General features: G+C 62.3%; 11 protein-coding genes. 4 read left to right on the forward strand and 7 right to left on the reverse strand.

The annotated features are described in order from the left end of the window. Window positions 1-143: 143 nt before the first annotated feature. Window positions 144-1,169, reverse strand: coding sequence for a protease SohB (gene sohB, locus ASD70_RS08835; protein WP_046068507.1), 1,026 nt, complete (start codon window positions 1,167-1,169; stop codon window positions 144-146). Window positions 1,170-1,362: 193 nt separating this feature from the next. On the opposite strand from sohB, the gene ASD70_RS08840 reads away from it, so the two are divergent. Then, window positions 1,363-2,073 carry a histidine phosphatase family protein gene (locus ASD70_RS08840; protein ID WP_056846225.1) on the forward strand — a complete coding sequence of 237 codons (711 nt, stop codon included), beginning with the start codon at window positions 1,363-1,365 and terminating at the stop codon, window positions 2,071-2,073. A 55-nt stretch (window positions 2,074-2,128) separates the two neighbouring features. Further along, window positions 2,129-2,443, forward strand: a complete 315-nt coding sequence (locus ASD70_RS08845; RefSeq protein ID WP_005788868.1) for an SCP2 sterol-binding domain-containing protein — start codon at window positions 2,129-2,131, stop codon at window positions 2,441-2,443. Window positions 2,444-2,572: 129 nt separating this feature from the next. On the opposite strand, the gene ASD70_RS08850 is transcribed toward ASD70_RS08845, so the two are convergent. Next, on the reverse strand, window positions 2,573-5,209 hold the full coding sequence (locus ASD70_RS08850; protein WP_056846226.1) for an MGH1-like glycoside hydrolase domain-containing protein: 2,637 nt from the start codon (window positions 5,207-5,209) through the stop codon (window positions 2,573-2,575). Window positions 5,210-5,446: 237 nt separating this feature from the next. Here ASD70_RS08850 and hglS point away from each other — a divergent pair, with 237 nt between their 5' ends. Beyond that, window positions 5,447-6,823 (forward strand): 2-oxoadipate dioxygenase/decarboxylase HglS, encoded by a 1,377-nt coding sequence (hglS, locus tag ASD70_RS08855; RefSeq protein WP_056846227.1) that lies wholly within the window; start codon window positions 5,447-5,449, stop codon window positions 6,821-6,823. 139 nt (window positions 6,824-6,962) lie between these two features. On the opposite strand, the gene ASD70_RS08860 is transcribed toward hglS, so the two are convergent. Continuing rightward, window positions 6,963-7,187 (reverse strand): YdcH family protein, encoded by a 225-nt coding sequence (locus tag ASD70_RS08860; protein WP_046068511.1) that lies wholly within the window; start codon window positions 7,185-7,187, stop codon window positions 6,963-6,965. A gap of 175 nt (window positions 7,188-7,362) precedes the next feature. Between ASD70_RS08860 and tkt the strand changes: the two genes are divergently transcribed. Continuing rightward, a complete protein-coding gene (gene tkt, locus ASD70_RS08865; RefSeq protein ID WP_056846228.1) occupies window positions 7,363-9,417 on the forward strand; it encodes a transketolase in 2,055 nt (684 codons plus the stop codon). A 112-nt stretch (window positions 9,418-9,529) separates the two neighbouring features. Here tkt and uvrA read toward each other — a convergent pair whose 3' ends face one another. The 4 genes from uvrA to ASD70_RS08885 form a co-directional block, all read right to left on the reverse strand. Then, window positions 9,530-12,049, reverse strand: coding sequence for an excinuclease ABC subunit UvrA (gene uvrA, locus ASD70_RS08870; RefSeq protein WP_056846229.1), 2,520 nt, complete (start codon window positions 12,047-12,049; stop codon window positions 9,530-9,532). After that, window positions 12,046-13,758, reverse strand: a complete 1,713-nt coding sequence (locus tag ASD70_RS08875; RefSeq protein WP_046068514.1) for an ATP-binding protein — start codon at window positions 13,756-13,758, stop codon at window positions 12,046-12,048. Before ASD70_RS08875 ends, uvrA begins: the two co-directional genes overlap by 4 nt. A gap of 107 nt (window positions 13,759-13,865) precedes the next feature. Further along, window positions 13,866-16,937 carry an error-prone DNA polymerase gene (locus tag ASD70_RS08880; protein WP_056846230.1) on the reverse strand — a complete coding sequence of 1,024 codons (3,072 nt, stop codon included), beginning with the start codon at window positions 16,935-16,937 and terminating at the stop codon, window positions 13,866-13,868. A gap of 118 nt (window positions 16,938-17,055) precedes the next feature. Then, window positions 17,056-18,471: a Y-family DNA polymerase gene (locus tag ASD70_RS08885; RefSeq protein WP_056846231.1), complete on the reverse strand. Its 1,416-nt coding sequence runs from the start codon at window positions 18,469-18,471 to the stop codon at window positions 17,056-17,058. Between the last annotated feature and the right edge of the window lies 1 nt (window position 18,472).

Below are 18,472 nucleotides of genomic sequence, written 5' to 3' on the forward strand. Positions count from 1 at the left end.
CCCGCTGTAAAAGCGGAACCAATAGTGGCCGTTGCCCAAATAACGGATATGTACCCGGTCTGATCCAACATCCTGGTCGGCTGTCAGGCCGCCATCGGGGGCAAGCCCCCTCCCACAGGGGACCGCCTACAACCTGAGGATGGTTACCAGAACCGCTGCTGGGTCAGCCGGCTCCACCAGGTCAGCAATACCCGGTCTACCGAACCGCTGGCCGCCAGGCCCACGCGCTCTTGCAGGCTTTTACGCTCGGCATAGTGCAGGTGAAACACTTCGGCAGTCTTGGCCTTGGTGGCCAGGTATTCATCGCTGGTTTGCAGCTCGTCGACCAACTGTTTGTCGAGGGCGGCCACACCCAGCCACACTTCACCGGTCGCTACATCGTCAATCGCCAATTGCGGGCGGTACCGCGAGACAAAGTTCTTGAACAACTGGTGGGTGATGTCCAGGTCTTCCTGGAACTTCTCCCGGCCTTTCTCGGTATTTTCGCCAAACACCGTGAGGGTGCGTTTGTATTCGCCGGCAGTCAGCACTTCGAAGTCGATATCGTGCTTTTTCAGCAAGCGATTGACGTTGGGCAACTGCGCGACCACGCCGATGGAGCCGAGGATGGCGAACGGTGCACTGATGATCTTCTCGCCGATGCACGCCATCATGTAGCCGCCGCTGGCCGCCACCTTGTCTATGCACACGGTCAATGGCACGCCGGCCTGGCGGATGCGCGCCAGTTGCGACGAAGCCAGGCCATAGCTGTGCACCATGCCGCCGCCGCTTTCCAGGCGCAGTACCACTTCATCCTTGGGTGTGGCCAGGCTCAGCAGTGCGGTGATTTCATGGCGCAGGCTCTCGGTGGCCGAGGCCTTGATGTCGCCGTCGAAATCCAGCACAAACACTCGCGGCTTGGGCTCGGGTTTCTTCTTGCCCTTTTTCTTTTCAGTCTTGCTCTCGGATTTGCGCAAGGCCTTGAGCTGGTCCTTGTCGAGCAGGCTCGACTCCAGGCGCTCGCGCAGGCCCTTGTAGAAATCATTCAGCTTGCTGACCTGCAATTGGCCGGCGGATTTACGACGACCTTTGCTGCGCAGGGCTGCGAAGCTGATCAGTACCACCAGAATAGCGACCACCAGAGTGACGGTCTTCGCCAGAAAGCTCGCGTATTCGGCCAAAAAATCCATATGTCTCCTTAAGAATGCACTGCGCCAGGCGCGGATGGCCTCAGCATACCGACGCCATCGCGCAGGGGCCAGTGATCAAACCGCCAGCAGGCGGGCTCCAACGAGGTTTTAAAACAAGCGTATGTTTTTTCATTGACAGCTTGCAGGCATCCTCATAACCTCGCCAGACTTTCAACGTACCGGGAAAACGGACGTGGGCAGCATCTATCTGATTCGACATGGCCAGGCCTCCTTCGGTGCAGACGACTATGACGTTCTGTCGCCCGTTGGCGTGGAGCAGGCGCAAGTGCTCGGTCGCCACCTGGTCGACCTGGGCCTGAGCTTCGACCGCTGCATCGCCGGTGACCTGCGCCGCCAGCAGCACACCGCCAGCGCCACGTTCGAGCAATACAGCGCCCTTGGCCTGCCGGTTCCGACGTTGGAGACCGACAGCGCGTTCAACGAATTCGACGGCGAAGCGATCATCCGCGGCCTGTTGCCCGACCTGCTCGGCAGCGAACCCGATGCCGTGCACATCCTGCGTAACGGCCCGCAGAACCGCAGCGAGTTCCAGCGTATCTTCGCGCTGATTGTCGAGCGCTGGCTGGCCGGCACTTATGACCCACCGGGGCTGGAAAGCTGGCTGGGGTTTGTCGAACGTGTCCAGGGCGGCTTGCAGCGTATCCTCGAAGCCGCCGACAACACCGACAAAATCGCCGTATTCACCTCCGGCGGCACCATCACCGCCCTGCTCCACCTGATTACCCGAATGCCCGCTGCCCAGGCGTTCGAAATGAACTGGCAAATTGTTAACACCTCGCTCAACCAGCTGAAATTCCGCGGTCGCGAGGTGGTACTGGCTTCCTTCAACAACCATGCCCACTTGCAACTGTTGAAGGCGCCGCAGCTCATCACTTTCCGATGAGCTGCGGCCAACCGTGACCCCAAGGTCACTGGACTCACCATAAAGGATCGAAACCATGACTGACGTAGCCAAAGCTGTAGAAGCAATGAAAGCCAAATTCAACCCAAGCGCTGCCGAAGGCTTGGACCTGGTATTCGGTTTCCGCATCGACGACACCAAGAACTTTTCGCTGGTGGTCAAGGACAAGACCTGCGAACTGCAGGAAGGCGAAAACCCTGACGCCCAAGTGACCCTGGTCATGGACAGCGAAACCCTGGAAGGCATCGTCGACGGTTCCACCGACGGCATGCAGGCATTCATGGGCGGCAAGCTGCGCACCGAAGGCGACATGATGCTGGCGATGAAGCTGAGCGAGCTGTTCCCTTCCTGATCCAAGAGCAAGCCTTGATCCCTGTGGGAGGGGGCTTGCTCCCGATCGCGGTTTGTCAGTCGCCTCTCAGTTGACTGCCCCACCGCTATCGGGAGCAAGCCCCCTCCCACATTGGGTCTGCGGTGGTATTCAGATTCTGGGTTGCAGCAACAACGCCACCAATGCACTCCACCCCGTCTGGTGTGATGCCCCCAACCCCCGCCCCGTCTCCCCATGAAAATACTCATGGAACAACACCAAGTCACGGCTGGCCGGGTCCGCCTCCAGTTGCGCATACCCCGCCATTGACGGTCGCAGGCCATTTTCATCGCGCAGAAACAACCGCGTCAGACGCTCGCTGAGGCTGTCGGCCACTTCTTCCAGGGACGACAGGTAACCGCTGCCCGTCGGGTACTCCACGGAAAAATTATCTGCGTAGTACCGATGAAACTCCCGCAACGATTCAATCAGCATGTAGTTGACCGGCATCCACAGCGGCCCGCGCCAATTGGAGTTGCCGCCGTACAAGCGTGAATCGGATTCGCCGGGCTGGTAGCTGGCACACAGGGTGTCACCATTCATCTTCAGCGCCAGAGGCTGTTCTGCGAAAGCCTTGGACAGGGAACGCACGCCAAAGGCCGACAAGAATTCATTGTCATCCAGCATACGCCGCAGCAGATCCTTGGTCCGTTCGCCGCGCAGCAACGCCAGCAACAGGCGATTGCCCTGCCCTGGTTCGTTCCAGCGTGAGACCAGTTTGGCCAGGTCCGGTCGGTGATGCATAAACCCCAGCAGGCGCTCGCGCAACCCTGCCAGCCCCTCATGCTCGCGCTGCTCCAGCACCAGCACCGCGAACAACGGCATCAGGCCAACAATCGAACGCAAACGCACCGGTTCATTCTGGCCGTCGGGGTGATGCAGTACGTCGTAGAAGAACAGATCCTGCTCATCCCATAGGCCTTCGGCGCTGTCGTCGACGCGGTTGATGGCGCCGGCGATATACAGGAAATGCTCGAAAAACTTAACCGCAATGTCCACATACACGGCATTACGCTTGGCCAACTCCAGCCCGATACGCATCAAGTCCAGGGCATAGGCCGCGACCCAGGCGGTGCCGTCGGCTTGATCCAACTGGTAACCCGCTGGCAGCGCGGCGGAGCGGTCGAACAAGGCGATATTGTCCAGGCCCAGGAAACCACCCTGGAACAGATTGCGGCCCTCGGCGTCCTTGCGGTTGACCCACCAGGAAAAATTCAGCAGCAGCTTGTGGAAGATCCGTTCGAGGAAGTCCATGTCGCCGACGCCGGTCAGCGCCTTGTCCTGCTGATACACGCGCCAGCTGGCCCAGGCATGCACGGGTGGGTTGGCGTCGTCGAAGCGCCACTCATAGGCGGGCAGCTGGCCGTTGGGGTGCATGAAGCGGTCCTTCACCAGCAACAACAGCTGCTGCTTGGCGTAGCCCGGGTCGATCAGCGCGATGGCCACCGCCTGGAAGCCCTGGTCCCAGGAGGCGTACCACGGGTATTCCCAGGTGTCGGGCATGGACAGGATGTCGAAGTTGGACAGGTGCCGCCAATGGGTATTGCGCATATGCAAACGCTCGGGCGGCGGCGCAGGCAGGGCCGGATCGCCGTCGAGCCACTGGTTGACGTCGAAATAGTACAGCTGCTTGGACCACAGCAAGCCGGCCAGGGCCTGACGTTGCACATTGCGCGCATCGTCATCGGCGATGCCTTGTTGCAAGGCTGCGTAGAAGTCATCGGCCTCCTGGCGGCGCTGTTCGAACAACTTGCGTGCGTTGACCTCGGGGGCGCCCACAGGAGCAAAGCGCAGATAGAGGCTTTGGCTTTCCAGGCCCGCCAGCTCCAGGCTGAATCGCGCCGCCACCTTGGTGCCCGCGTTACCGCGGATGGCCCCTTGATCACCCTCCACCACGTAATCGTTGATGCCATCCTTGAACGGCCCGGGCGTCGGCTGCCCGCCCAGTTTGGCGAAGTTGCTCTCGTTTTCGCAGAACAGCCATTGCACGCCGTCCCGGCCCCAGGCGCTGAGATGACGATCGTCCAGTTCATGATGACGGGCCAGCACGCGGTCGCCCTCCAGGGTCAAGCTGGGCTTGGGCGCATCGAAGGTCCAGCTCCAGTCATTGCGCGCCCACAACTGGGGCAGCACCTGCAGGCGTGTTGGTTGGGCCGAACGGTTGTGCACGGTAACGCGCATGAAAATATCGTCGGGCTGGTGCTTGGCATATTCGACAGTGACGTCGCAGTAGTGGTTGTCTTCAAACACACCGGTGTCGAGGATTTCATACTCGGCATCGCCCAGCCCGCGGCGGGCGTTTTCGGCGATCAAATCGGCATAGGGAAAAGCGGCATGGGGGTATTTGTACAGCATGCGCATGTAGGCATGGCTCGGTACGCCATCGACGAAAAAGTACAGCTCCTTGACGTCTTCACCATGGTTGCCCTCGGCGTTGCTGAGGCCGAACAGGCGCTCCTTGAGAATCGCGTCGCGCTCATTCCATAGCGCCAGGCCCAGGCACCAGCGTTGCGCTTTATCGCTGAAACCGGCCAATCCGTCCTCACCCCAGCGATAGGCGCGACTGCGCGCCTGTTCATGGGGAAAGTAGGCCCAGGCGTCTCCATCGGCGCTGTAGTCTTCGCGCACCGTGCCCCATTGGCGTTCGCTCAGGTACGGGCCCCACTCGCGCCAACGCTCGGCGTCTTGCGGCGCCAGGCGCTGGCCTTCAATCGTGTCCAGCAGGCGGGTTGCGGGTACGGCCGTCATTGAGTCCTCCATCACCTACACAGTGAGGATCAGTGTAAAACCCAATGACGCCCGGTTGCACATGAAGACTTGAGAAGTGGGTGTAGTTGAAGATCGGGCGGGTTGATTTTCTCATGTACACCTCATCATTCATTTGCAGAATGAAGTCCAGAGGAATCTTCGTTTGCAAGCTGGCCTGCGGCTCAACAAAATCACGCAAAGGCCACTTTCATCGCCATAGCCATCAGGAATTTTTCTATGCACGCCACTGCACATGTCAGCCCCGATGAGATCCGCAAGGGCTTTTCCAAGGCCATGTCCGACATGTACCGCGATGAAGTTCCGCTGTACGGCGCGCTGCTGGAACTGGTGGCCGAGACCAATGCCAGTGTGCTCGACCATGAACCGCGCCTGGCGCAACAGTTGCAACGCACCGGGGAAATCCAGCGCCTGGACAGGGAGCGCCACGGCGCCATCCGCCTGGGCACCGCCGCGGAACTGGCGACCATCAGCCGCTTGTTCGCAGTGATGGGCATGCAACCGGTGGGCTATTACGACCTCACCCCCGCCGGGGTGCCGGTGCATTCCACCGCCTTTCGCGCCGTGCATGAACACGCACTGCAAACCAGCCCGTTTCGCGTGTTCACCTCATTGCTGCGCCTGGAACTCATCAAAAACCCAACGTTGCGCACGTTCGCCGAAAGCGCCCTGGCCAAGCGCTCGATCTTCACCCCCGGCGCCCTGGCGTTGATCGAGCAAGCTGAAACGCAAGGTGGCCTGAATGCCAGTGACGCCGAGGTTTTTATCCGCCAGGCCCTGGAAACGTTCCGCTGGCACCACGCCGCCACGGTAACGCGCGCGCAATACCAGCAACTCAGCGACCAGCATCGCCTGATCGCCGACGTGGTGGCGTTCAAGGGCCCGCATATCAACCACCTCACCCCGCGTACTTTGGACATCGATCAGGTGCAGGCCGCCATGCCCGGCAAAGGCATCACGCCCAAGGCGGTGATCGAAGGCCCACCGCGGCGCCAATGCCCGATCCTGCTGCGCCAGACCAGCTTCAAGGCCCTCGACGAACCCATCGCCTTCACCGATGCCCACGGCAGCCACAGCGCACGCTTCGGCGAAATAGAACAACGCGGTGTCGCACTGACGCCAAAGGGCCGTGCGCTGTACGACCAACTGCTGAACGTCGCCCGCGATGAACTCGGCGCGTTCCCCACTGAGGCCAACGCCGAACGCTATGTGCAATTGCTGGAACAGCACTTCCAGGCGTTCCCCGATGATCATGGGCAGATGCGGGAACAGGGCCTGGCGTACTATCGGTACTTCGTCACCGACAAAGGTCTGGCAGCCCGCGGCCAGGCCGACCAGCCGCGTGACTTGCAAGCGCTGGTCAACGCTGGTCACGTGGCGGTGGAGCCATTGGTGTACGAGGATTTCCTGCCGGTGAGTGCGGCGGGGATCTTCCAGTCAAACCTGGGGGATGCGGCGCAAAGTCATTACGCCGCCAACTCCAACCAGGCGCAATTCGAACAGGCGCTGGGGCGCAGGACGATCGATGAGTTGCAGCTTTACGGTCAGACGCAGCAGCGTTCCATTGATGAATGTTTGGGCACACTGCTGGCATGAAATAGGGTGTCCTCCCCGGCTCAGCGGCACAATCCTTGCGCCACAACAGTCCCCAGAGCCGGGTGGACGGGGCGCATCATAAAGACTGAGTCCTACAATGTCCCGCAGGTAAATCTGAACAAATATTGCCGCATTGCTGTTAACCCAAGCGCCCTACAATCTCGTCTTTGATCAGCAGCCGCTTCTTCTTAAGGTTTTCCACATCCTCATCGCTGGCACTGGCTTTTTCTGCTTTAAGCACCTCCCCGTCCGCAACGTCATATTGCGTGAGCAACGCGTCCAGCCGCTTGTCACTCGCCCTGCGTTCGTGAACGGCTTCCTTGCTCAAACCCAAGTCCTGATACAGGTCGTGTTTCACTGGCATGGCGTACCTCCACAAGTTATTCAATGGCCTACGCCCATGAAACTAGCCCATTCCAAGCGGTCTTGTCATGTGCCAGGTCAATACGCGTCCGTTCGTCGTAACCCTGGCGATGGGATCAAACCTTTGCCGTGCCCTGCCCTCCACTATAGATCGCCACCCGAGGGAGAACGGTTTTATGAATCACGTTGCCACTGCTGCCGACACCCAATGCATCAACACTATTCGTACCCTGGCCATGGATGCCGTGCAGAAGGCCAACTCGGGCCACCCGGGCACGCCCATGGGCCTGGCGCCAGTAGGTTACACGTTGTGGAGTCGCTTCCTGCGCTATCACCCCGAGCATCCGGACTGGCCTAACCGCGACCGTTTTGTGCTGTCAGTGGGGCATGCATCGATGTTGCTGTATTCGCTGTTGCATCTGGCCGGTGTGGTGGAAATTGACGCTCACGGCAAGCGCTCCGGCCAGCCGGCCATCAGCCTCGACGATATCAAGCAGTTCCGGCAGATGGGTTCCAAGACCCCGGGCCATCCCGAGTACCGCATGACCACCGGCGTAGAAACCACCACCGGCCCGCTGGGCCAGGGCTGCGCCAACAGCGTCGGCATGGCCATGGCCGAACGCTGGCTGGCCGAGCGTTTCAACCGCGACGGCCAGGTGCTGTTCGACTACGACGTGTACACCCTGTGCGGTGACGGCGACATGATGGAAGGCATCAGCAGCGAAGCGGCGTCGATGGCCGGCCACTTGAAGTTGGATAATCTGTGCTGGATCTACGACAACAACACTATCAGCATCGAGGGCCACACTGAGCTTGCGTTCAGCGAAGACGTGATCAAGCGCTTCCAGGCCTATGGCTGGCACACCGTGCACGTCACCGATGCCAATGACTTGCAGGCCTTGAGCGTGGCCCTGGAAACCTTCAAGGCCAACACCGGCGCACCGACCCTGATCGTGGTCGACAGCGTGATCGGCTACGGTTCGCCACATAAACACAACACCGCCGCCGCCCATGGCGAGCCGCTGGGCGAGGACGAGATTCGCTTGACCAAGGCTGCCTATGGCTGGCCGCAGGATTCGAGTTTCCTGGTGCCCGAAGAGGCCCGTGCGGTATTGCGCGATGCCCTCTACGAACGCGCCGAGCCGCTGTATGCCGAGTGGAACCAGACCCTGGCGTCCCTCGACCCGCAACGAGCCGATGAACTGCAGCGCATGCGTGCCGGAGAAATGCCCGAGCAGTGGCAAGCACACCTGCCGAGCTTCGCCGCCGATGCCAAAGGCGTCGCCAGTCGTGCCTCGGGTGGCGAAGTGCTGAATGCCTTTGCCCAACAGATCCCGTGGCTGCTGGGCGGCTCGGCGGATTTGTCGCCCTCGACCAAGACCAACCTCACCTTCGACGGCGCCGGGCGTTTCAGCGCCGACGACTACAGTGGGCGCAACCTGCACTTCGGTATCCGCGAACATGCCATGGGCGCGATTGCCAACGGCATGGCGCTGTCCTACCTGCGTCCGTACACCTCGACCTTTCTGGTGTTCAGCGACTACATGAAACCGCCGATCCGCCTGGCGGCGATCATGGAACTGCCGGTAATCTTCGTATTCACCCATGATTCCATCGGCGTAGGCGAGGATGGGCCAACGCACCAACCTATCGAACACCTGACCCAACTGCGCGCCACCCCGGGGCTGCTGACCCTGCGCCCGGGCGACGCGAATGAAACCCTGGAACTGTGGAAAGTGGCCCTGGCCCAAACCCACCGGCCAAGCTGTGTGGTGCTGTCGCGTCAGGCGCTGCCTACGCTGGATCGCAATAAGTATGCGCCAGCCTCCGGGGCAGCCAAGGGTGCGTATGTGCTGGCCGGTGCGGATCAACCTGAGGTTATTCTGATCGCCACAGGCAGTGAGGTCAGTCTCGCAGTGGCTGCCTATGAACAGCTCAAGGGCGAAGGCGTTGCCGCGCAGGTGGTATCGATGCCGAGCTGGGAACTGTTTGAAGATCAAGACCAGGCTTACCGCGACAGCGTCTTGCCGCCAGCAGTAAAAGCCCGGGTGGTGGTGGAACAGGCAGGTCCCTTGGGTTGGGACCGGTATGTCGGGCAGACCGGCGCCAAGGTGGTGATGAACAGCTTCGGCGCGTCGGCACCGTTGGCCAAGTTGCAGGAGAAGTTTGGGTTCACCGTGGAGAATGTGGTGAAGCTGGCCAAGCGACAAATCCAACTGACAGAAGAATAATCTAAGTGTGGGAGGGGGCTTGCTCCCGATGAGGGCGTGTCAGTGATACATCTGTGACTGACCCGCCGCTATCGGGGGCAAGCCCCCTCCCACATTTGAACATCATCACGCTTTAGACCAGCTCTCTGGCCAGATAGGGCGCCGTGCGGCTGTTCTTGCTTTTGGCGACCTTCTGCGGTGTGCCACACGCCACTACCTTCCCGCCCAGGTCCCCTGCCCCCGGGCCGATATCGATCACCCAGTCACTCTGGGCCACTACGCGCATTTCATGCTCCACTACCACCACGGTATGCCCGGCGTCCACCAGCTGATTCAACTGGATGAGCAAGCGGTCGACGTCCTTGGGGTGCAGCCCGGTTGTGGGCTCGTCGAGTACATACAACGTAGCGCCACGGGCATTGCGTTGCAGCTCGGTGGCGAGCTTGATGCGCTGAGCCTCACCGCCCGACAATTCGGTGGCCGGTTGGCCAAGGCGCAGGTACCCCAGGCCGATATCGCGCAGCACTTGCAATGAGCGCAGTACACCAGGCTGGTCGGCAAATACGTCCACCGCCTGCTCTACTGTCAGGCCCAATACCTGGGCAATGTTCAAGCCCTGCCATTTGATCGCCAGGGTTTCAGGGTTATAGCGCGCACCATGGCAGGTCGGACATGGCGCATACACGCTTGGCATGAACAACAGTTCAACGCTGACAAAGCCTTCACCCTCGCAGTTCGGGCAACGGCCCTTGGCGACGTTGAAGGAGAATTGCCCGGCGTCGTAATCGCGCTTCTTGGCCGCTGGCGTGGCAGCGAAGAGTTTGCGCACGTTGTCGAACAGTCCGGTGTAGGTCGCCAAGTTGGAACGCGGCGTGCGGCCGATGGGTTTCTGGTCCACCTGCACCAGCCGGCGGATGTGTTCCAACCCGGCGCTGATATGCCCGCCGCTGGCTTGCGGTGCGGCGTCTTCCAGGCTCGGCTCGTCGTCGATTTCCAGTACACGCCCCAGGCCCTGGCCCACCAGTTCCAGCAGCGCCTGGCTGACCAGGCTGGATTTGCCCGAGCCGGAGATACCGGTCACCGCTGTAAAGCAGCCCAGCGGGAAATCCACTTTCAGGTCGCTCAGGTTATTACGCGTCACGCCTTCCAGCTTCAGCCAGGCACTGGGTTCGCGGCGCAGCGGATTCGAAGGGCGCTGTTCGGCGAACAGATATTCGCGGGTCTGCGATGCCTCGACCTGTGCCAACCCCGCAGGCGGGCCGCTGTATAGCACTTGCCCGCCATGTTCACCGGCGGCGGGGCCGACGTCGATCAGCCAGTCGGCGCGGCGCATGGTTTCCAGGTCATGTTCCACCACAAACAGCGAATTGCCCGCGGCCTTCAAGCGCTCAAGCGCGGTGAACAGCGCTTCGCCATCCGCTGGGTGCAGGCCCGCCGAGGGTTCATCCAGCACATAGATGACGCCGAACAACTGCGAGCCCAATTGGGTCGCCAGGCGCAGGCGCTGCAATTCCCCGGACGACAAGGTCGGCGTGCTGCGCTCCAGGGACAGGTAGCCCAGGCCCAGGTCGATCAAGGTGCTGACCCGCTCGAGCAGGTCTTGGGCGATGCGCTGGGCCGCCAGGCGTTTTTCCACCGACAGCTTCATCTTGTCCTGCCCGGCCGCTACCGGGCGCAGCAACTCGGCCAGTTGCGCCAGGGACAGTTGCGACAATTCACCGATATCCACCCCGGCAAACTTCACCGACAGTGCTGCTTGGGTGAGGCGTTTACCGTGGCACAACGGGCAGGCACTGCCTTGCATGAATTGCGACACGCGCTTTTTCATCAGCGCGCTCTGGGTATGGGCGAAGGTGTGCAGGATATAGCGCCGCGCGCCGCTGAACGTACCCTGGTAACTGGGTTCAAGCTTGCGCTTCAAAGCATCGCGGGTCTGCTCTGGGGTGAAGCCGGCGTACACCGGCACGGTCGGGGTTTCTTCGGTGAACAGGATCCAGTCGCGTTGTTTTTTCGGCAGCTCGCGCCACGGGATATCCACGTTGTAGCCCAGGGTTACAAGAATGTCGCGCAGGTTCTGGCCCTGCCACGCCAGCGGCCAGGCCGCCACCGCACGCTGGCGGATGGTCAGGGACGGATCCGGCACCATCAGCGCTTCGGTCACTTCATACACCCGGCCCAGGCCATGGCATTGCGGGCACGCGCCCTGGGGCAGGTTCGGCGAGAAGTCCTCGGCATACAGCATGGCCTGCCCCGGCGGGTAACTGCCGGCGCGGGAGTACAGCATGCGGATTAAGCTCGACAAAGTGGTGACACTGCCCACCGAGGAGCGCGCACTCGGCGTGCCACGTTGCTGTTGCAGGGCCACGGCCGGCGGCAAACCTTCGATGCTGTCCACATCCGGCACCCCGACCTGGTCGATCAAGCGTCGCGCATAGGGCGCCACCGATTCGAAATAACGGCGCTGGGCCTCGGCATACAAGGTAGAAAACGCCAGGGAAGACTTGCCGGAGCCGGACACGCCGGTAAATACCACCAGGGCATCCCGGGGAATATCCACGTCGACGTTACGCAAATTATGTTCGCGGGCGCCACGCACCCGCACGAAGCCCGAGGGCTGGGCGGTGACCGGAGGGATGTTGCGCGGTGAAGTCATGGGCAACCTTGTCTTGCGTTGAGCACCGTGCGCACGCGTTGCGTCAGGGCATCGGGGCTATAGGGTTTGCTCAGCAGATGGATATCGGCGCTGAGCAGATGATTGGACGACAGAATGTCGCGGGTATGGCCGGAGGTGAACAGCACCGCCACCGGCGGGTTCTGCGCCCGGGCCCAGTCGGCCAGGTCGGTACTCTTGACCCGGCCGGGCATGACCACATCGGTGAAGATCAGGTCCGGCGCCAAGCCGCCGTGCAACGCTTGCATAGCGTGATCGCCATCCTCGGCGGTGAGTACGGTGTAGCCCGACTGCTCCAGCAACTCGACCACGGTCAGGCGCACGCCTTCATTGTCCTCGACCACCAGAATGGTTTCCTGGCCGCCGCCCTGCAGGTCCAACTCATTCTGTGCGTCGAGGCATTCGGGCTCCAGGCTGTGGGGGAAATACATCTGCACCACCGAGCCCTTGCCCTCCTCGCTCCACATGTCCACATGCCCGCCACTCTGGCGCACGAAGCCGAACACCATGCTCAGCCCCAGGCCGGTGCCCTGGCCTTCACGCTTGGTGGTAAAGAAGGGTTCGAATGCACGTTTGAGGGTCGCCTCGGACATGCCCACACCAGTGTCAGACACCGCCAGGCGCACATACTCGCCGGGCTTGATGCTTTTACCGATGCAATCGCCGGGGTTGAGGATGATATTTTCGCCAGTGATACGAATCACGCCTTCGCCCTGCATGGCATCGCGGGCGTTGATCGCCAGGTTGAGCAGCGCGTTTTCCAACTGGTTGCGGTCGACGTTGATGCACCAGGAATCCTGGGGCAATTGCACATCGATATGAATGGTTTCCCCCAGCGCCCGTTGCAATAGCTCGCCCAAGCCGGCGTAGATGCGTTGCGGGTTGTACACCGCCGGCGACAAGGGCTGGCGCCGGGCAAACGCCAACAGTTGCGAGGACAGCTTGGCGCCACGTTCCACCGCGGCAATCGCGGCGTTGACGCGACGTTGCACCTGGGGGTTGTCCGGCTCATGGCGGGCGAGCAAATGCAGGTTGCCGGCGATCACTTGCAGCAGGTTATTGAAGTCATGGGCCACGCCGCCGGTGAGGCCGCCAATCGCCTCCAGCTTCTGGGACTGGCGCAACTGGTCTTCGGCAGAAGAACGCGCCTGCACTTCGGCGGCCACCCGCTGTTCAAGGTTGTGGGTGAGTTCCTGGCGCACGTGCTCGGACTTCACCAGTTCAGTGGTCTCGACCACGATCGCCAGCACCCCGGCCGGTTGCTGGTCATCACCGGCAACCGGACTGTAATAGAGGTCCAGCCACACGGTTTCCGGCTTGCCGTTACGCGACAGCACCAGGTCCTTGTTATTGAAGGACAGGGTGCCTCCCGCCAGGCAGGTGTCCACCACATGGCGGTTGAACTCGGCCACTTCCGGCCAGCCCAGCTCCACCGGCGTGCCGAGCAGGTACGGGTGCCGGCCGCCGGCAAAGGCTGAATAGCTGTCGTTATAGATCATGTAGCCCGCACGTCCCCACAGCATCACCATTGGCACCGGCGAAGCCAGCATCATCTGTACGGTACAGGCCAGGCTGGTGGACCAGCGGTCAATGGGCCCCAGGTCAGTGGTCGACCAGTCAAATGCGCGAATACGCTGGGCCATTTCGCCGGCCCAGCCGTCACAGCCGTGAGGGTTGGATAAAAATGGCATGGTTCAACTCTGCGCAAAGAGGACAATCGCAACTTTTGGAGCGCACCGGCGCGAGATGGTTTCATCTTGTATAAATTAGGTGGTCGTGAACGCAGAAACCAGCGGCCTCAATGAAAATCCCGGCTGCGCACAGTGATCCCTGCCAGCAGCGGCGTCAGGTCAGTCAAGCGCCCGGCGATCAAGTGCCGTACCTCGCCTACCGCCTCCCAGCGGCCGTCCACCTTGAGCAACCGCGAGCCCACCAGCGCCTGGCGTTGGCGCTCGGCCAGGTCACGCCAGACCACCACGTTGAGGTTGCCGAATTCATCTTCCAGGGTGACAAAGGTCACGCCACTGGCCGTACCGGGGCGCTGGCGACCGGTGACCAGCCCGGCAATGCTGACGTTGCGCCCATGCTCCACCGTCAGCAGCTCCTGGGAACTGCGGCAGCGTCGCTTGCGCAACTCGCTGCGCAGCAGGGCCAAGGGATGCGGGCCAAGGGTGGTGCCGAGCGTGGCGTAATCGGCCTGCAAGTCTTCGCCTACGCTGGGTGCGGGTAACGCCACCACCGCTTCCTCGGGACTCGGCAAACCGGCAAACAAGCCGAGCTGCTGATGTACACCGGCCACGTCCCAACGCGCCTGATGCCGGTTGCCGGCCAGGGCGCGCAAGGCACCGGCATCCGCCAGCAGCGCCTGGGCCCGGGCATCCAGGCCGGCGCGTGCATCCAGGTCGGCGATGTCGCTGAAGCGTTGCCGCTGGCGGGCCGCTTCGATACGCCGTGCGTCTTCCTCGCGAAACCCCGAGATCATGCGCAAGCCCAGGCGAATCGCCGGCTGCTGGCCGTCGATGGGTTCCAGGCTGCAATCCCAGTCACTGGCCTGCACATCCACCGGGCGGATCTGCAAGCGGTGGCGCCGGGCGTCCTGCAGGATCTGGTCGGGGCTGTAGAAGCCCATGGGCCAGCTGTTGATCAGGGCACAGGCGAAGGCTGCCGGTTCATGACACTTGAGCCAGCAACTGGCGTAGGTCAACAGGGCAAAACTGGCGGCGTGGGATTCGGGGAAGCCATAGCTGCCAAAACCCTTGATCTGCTCGAAAATCTGCGCGGCGAAGGCTTCGGTGTAGCCGTTCCTGAGCATGCCGGCGCGCAGCCGTTGCCGGTGCGGCTCGAGCCCGCCATGACGTTTCCAGGCGGCCATGGAACGCCGCAGCTGGTCGGCCTCGCCGGGGCTGTAGTCGGCGGCGACCATGGCGATCTGCATCACCTGCTCCTGGAACAACGGGATGCCCAGGGTCCGTTCCAGCACCACTTTCAATGCCGGCGAGGGATAGGTCGTGGCCTCTTCCTTGTTCCGTCGGCGCAAATACGGATGCACCATGCCGCCCTGGATCGGCCCGGGGCGCACAATGGCGACTTCGATCACCAGATCATAGAACGTCTGTGGCTTGAGCCTGGGCAACATTGACATCTGTGCCCGCGATTCAATCTGGAACACACCGATGGTGTCGGCCTTGCTGATCATCGCGTAGGTCGCCGGGTCTTCCTTGGGAATGCTTGCCAGGCTCAAGTCCTGATTGCGATGACGGCGCAGCAGGTCGAAACAGCGGCGGATTGCGCTGAGCATGCCCAGGGCGAGGATATCCACCTTGAGCAGGCCCACCGCGTCGAGGTCGTCCTTGTCCCACTGGATGATAGTGCGCTCGGCCATGGCGGCGTTTTCCACCGGCACCAGGGTATCCAGTGGGTATTCGGAAATCACGAAGCCGCCAGGGTGCTGGGACAGGTGCCGGGGAAAGCCGATCAATTGCTGGGTCAGCGTCAGCACGCGGCGCAACAGTGGGCTGTCCGGATCGAAGCCGCTTTCACGCAGGCGCTCCAGGGGCGGCGCGTCGTCACTCCAGCGCCCACAGCAGTCAGCCAGGGCATTGATCTGGTCTGGCGGCAACCCCAGGGCCTTGGCCACATCCCGCACCGCGCCGGCCGCGTGGTAGCTGCTGACCACCGCCGTCAATGCCGCGCGGTGGCGGCCGTAGCGCTGGAAGACGTATTGCAGCACTTCTTCGCGGCGTTCGTGTTCGAAGTCGACGTCGATATCCGGCGGCTCGTTGCGCTCCTTGGACAAGAAGCGCTCGAACAACAGGCTGGTCAGGCTTGGGTTGATCTCGGTGATGCCCAGGGCAAAGCACACCGCCGAATTGGCCGCCGAGCCTCGGCCCTGGCACAGGATCGAACGGCTGCGGGCAAAGCGCACAATGTCGTGCACCGTGAGGAAATAGCTTTCGTAGCCCAGCTCGCTGATCAGCTTCAACTCTTTATCGATCTGTTCCAGAGTCTTGGCATCGACGCCCTTGGGCCAGCGCCGGGCAATGCCTTCTTCGGTGACCGCGCGCAACCAGGAGGCGGCGTCATGGCCGCTGGGTACCAGCTCCCGTGGATAGTGGTAACGCAGCTGGCTCAGGTCGAACGTGCAACGCCGGGCGATCGCCAGGGTTTCGTCCAGCAGTGCTTGCGGGTAGAGCTCGCCCAGGGCGTCCAGGCTACGCAGGTGTCGCTCGCCATTGGGGTGCAACAGCGTGCCGGCGTCGGCCACCGCTACGTGGTGGCGGATGGCGGTCATGGTGTCTTGCAGGGCGCGACGCCCGCGAGCATGCATATGTACATCGCCGCAGGCCACGGCGGGGATGTGCAGGCTGGCGGCCAATTGCAGGCGCTGTTCCAAGTGGCGTTCGTCGTCTTGGCCGCAATGCAACTGCACCGCCAGCCACAGGCGCTCGGCGAAGGTACGGCGCAGCCATTGGATCGAGGCTTGGGTGTCCTCGTCTTGTGCCACCCACAGTGCCAGCAAGCCGGGCAGCGGTTGCTCGAAATCTTCCTGCAGCAGGCGATAACGACCTTTTTCGGCGCGACGCCGGGCCAGGGTGATCAACCGGCACAGGTGCTGGTAGCCGCTGAGGTCTTCCACCAGCAGCACCAGTTTCAGGCCGTTTTCGAGGCGCATCTCGCTGCCGATAATCAGCGGCAGGTCTACCGCCTTCGCCGCTTGCCAGGCTCGCACAATGCCTGACAGCGTGCATTCGTCAGTGATTGCCAACGCGCTGTAGCCTTGGGCTTTGGCCCGTTCGAACAGTTCCAGGGCGCTGGAGGCACCGCGTTGGAAGCTGAAGTTGGACAGGCAGTGCAGCTCGGCGTAACTCATGCACTACTTTCCCCTGTAGGAGCGAGCTTGCTCGCGAAAAACGTGAAGCCGCAGCGTTCCTTCAGGATGCCAGCGTTATCGTTAACGACCTTCGCGAGCAAGCTCGCTCCTACAGGGTTCATGCAAACCAGCCTTGCAGCCACAGCCCATCGCTGTTCCCGACGTTGCGGTAGGCCCAGCCTTGCTGGCCGGCGCGGGTCTGGATCAGGTAGTAGTCGCGGCGCACATCGGCGCCATCCCACCAGCCGGTTTCGATGCGCTCCGGGCCCATGAGGATGTGCACGCCTTGCTCGCTCAGCAAGGTGGGTTCGTGCAGCAACCAGCCGGGGCGCCGGACCTTGCTCAAGGTTGGGCAGGCGCGGCTGTCGGTCGCGGCCTGCCAGGCGCATTCGGGGCGGTGGTCGGCGTGGAAACGCAAGCCCTGCACGGCGTCATCCCCCAGGCGCGCACGCAGGCGTTCGCGCAATTGTTCCCACGGCAGGGTTTGTTGCGGGCGGTCGTCAAACAGGTCCTGGCGCTGCGGCACGAACACCGGCAAGTCCTCGGCCACCAAGCGCAAGCCGCGCACCGGCGAGGTGACCTGGACCTGCTCCAGGCGCCCCCGAGCCAGCTCGAACAGCATCAAGGGCTCGCGTTCGGCGCTGAGCAGGCCGACCTTGATCACACTGTCGGGTGCCTGGGCATGTTCCAGGTGCAGGTCGAAGCGCTGCACGCCACTGTCGCGCCCGCAAAGGAAGGCCGACAAGTCGCCGGTCAAGCGGCGCAAGGGAAACAGCAGCGCCTGGTGGGATTGCACATCGAAGTTCAACTCGATGCGCGCATCGAACTGGTCCGGGGGCTGATAGAACTCCAAGGCCAAGGGCCGTTGCCCGCTCAAGACGTCGAGGTGCTTGAGCAGGCTGGCGTCAAAGCGCCGCGCCAGGGTGTGCCGGGGCAACGCCTGCACCTGGGCCAGGGTGCGCAGGCCCATGCGCGACAAGGCCGTGGCGGCCTGCGGCTCGAGGCCGGCGCGGTCGATGGGCAGCAGCGCCAGGGCGTGCATCAAGGCGCTGTCATCGGCCACGGCCAAGCCATCGTAAAGGTTCGCCAACACCCTTGCCGCCGCAGGATTGGGCGCAGCGACGATGCGGTGACGAAAGCCAAGCTCGGTCAACTCCTTGCGCAAACGCGCCTCGAACTGTGGCCAGGGCCCGAACAGGCCCAGGCTCGACTCGATCTCGAACAACAAGGCCCGCGGGTAATACAGGCTGACCTGGGAGCTGAAACGGTAGGCCCAGGCGGCGAGCAACTGCTGCAGGCGCTCGATCTCCAAGGTGTCGTATTCGACGCAGGCAAAGCTTTTGGCCAGGGCATGGGCCGCCGTCAAGGATTGGCCGGGGCGCAGGCCCAAGGCCCGGGCGGCGGCATTGACGGTTTGCAGCACCCGCCGCTGCGACGTGCCGGCCAGCAGTGCCAGCGGCTGGTCGGGCTCGGGATGCACACGCTGCGCCCCGTCCAGCGCCAATTGCGGGAAGACAATACACACCCAACGCATG

This window comes from Pseudomonas sp. Root569, assembly GCF_001427465.1.
Classification (GTDB): Bacteria; Pseudomonadota; Gammaproteobacteria; order Pseudomonadales; family Pseudomonadaceae; genus Aquipseudomonas; species Aquipseudomonas synxantha.